The 1761-nt window shown below is 42.7% G+C and carries 1 protein-coding gene; it reads left to right on the top strand.

The genetic code is table 11. The features are described from left to right. The first annotated feature begins 253 nt into the window (after positions 1 to 253). The gene (locus tag ACYQ4S_RS11810) at positions 254 to 1588 is read left to right on the top strand and encodes a transposase (protein ID WP_459771336.1); all 1335 of its coding nucleotides are present in this window, start codon (positions 254 to 256) and stop codon (positions 1586 to 1588) included. The last annotated feature ends 173 nt before the right edge of the window (positions 1589 to 1761 follow it).

The following is a 1761-nucleotide window of genomic DNA, read 5'->3' as shown; positions in this document are numbered from 1 at the left end:
TTTTCTCTTTTGAGTTTTCCCTCCACTTATTTTCTTTTTTTAAATTTTTTCACATTTTTATGCTTATTACTTGACTTTTGGTTTTTGCCTACATAATCAGCGAGAACAGACCAACACTCTGTATCTCACTGAAAAGGCAGGTCTTTCTATGCTAAAACATTTACAGTCACACCAAGAGTACTTGGCTATACAAGAGCGTCTGCGTGGGCTTGTCCCACTTGAAGCACTCAAGGAATACCAAGAGACACTTGACATGTTTCAACACCTTAATTTTGATTCATCGCATGACCACTTGGCTTCCCTTTATTCGACTACCGGTCGACCAGCACTGGCTCAGATTGAACTTTTACGTGCCTGTGTCTTTTGTGCGTACTATGCGATGTCTTGGGAACGATTGATTCATCGGCTTCACCATCGCTCAGTTTATCGATTGATTATTGGGATTGATAAAGAGAATATCCCAACGCTACCCTCTTTTTACGCCATCAGCCGACGGCTTATCCCGTCAGGCGAAAAGACAATGGTCCGTCAGCCGAAAAAACGTAAACCAGTCAACCCATTTAAAAAGAATGAAAAGATGCCTGAATCTAAGAAAAATCGAACGGAAAGAGTAGCTAAACTTGTGCGGAAAGCTGATTTTAATGCGTTCCGACCTGAACGTCATTTACAAAAACTGTTCAAACACGTCAGTGTTGACTCTTCCATCCAAGCGGGTATTTTGGACAATGCGCTCTACATCTCTGGTGATGGCACCTGTGTGCATACGGGTGCTTCCAGCTACGGGAGAAAAACATGTCACTGTCGTCAAAAAGGGATCTTTTCATGTCTCTGTCCCCGTCGCTATTCCGATCCACTTGCTGATTATGGTTGGGATAGCTATAAAGAGCACTATTTTTATGGACATACCGCCTATTTATTATCCACTTACAATCAGGAGTTAGCTTGCGATTTGCCTCTTTACTTAAAGATGGTCAGCGCGAAGCGACATGACAGTGTCACGGCTATGATCAGTTTAGCTGAATTTTGCCAACTCCAGCCGGAACTCACATTCAACGGTTTCCTTTCCGATTCCGCTTCAGATAACTATGAAACCTATCGGTTATTGAAAGAGTGGGACATTCCTGCTTTTATCGCACTGAATGATAGAAAGCAGGGACACTTTAAATATAAACAGTTAGACATTAATAACGAAGGGATTCCCATTTGTGAAGGGGGACTGCCCATGGTATTTGATGGACGCGATTATACCCGTCACCGGAATAAGTTTCGTTGCCCAGCTAAAGCAAGCAAGTGTGTCGCGTGCCCATTGAGAGCCCCTTGTTCTCAGTCCGACTACGGTCGAACCGTTTATACGAAAACGGACGATAACCCACGTTTTTTCACTGAAGTGCCTAGACAGTCAGCTAAATGGCGCTCTGTCATGAAGCAACGAACCAGTATTGAACGCATTAACAAACAGGTTCTGCGAGACTGTGGTGTGGAAAACAGTGGGGTTCGCACACGCGGGCGGATTACGTTCTGGTTGACTATGGCTATGATGGTTATTCACCTTAAAGCACAATACAAACACCTCACAACTCAACCCTAAATTTTTTTAAAAAATCTACACCGTAGGTTTATTTGTGTTGGTCTTTTTTTCTAGACCATCAAACCAAAACCTGTTTGACGAGATAAATCCAATAGTGCTGTAAAAACCAATCAATTGTATGCTCATTTAAGAGCTATTCCCCCAATTATTCCTTGGAGTTTCCTAGTTCACTC

The organism is Alkalibacterium sp. s-m-28 (assembly GCF_054658175.1).
Note: the sequence above shows the minus strand (reverse complement) of the source record. Positions and strands in the feature narration are given on the sequence as shown.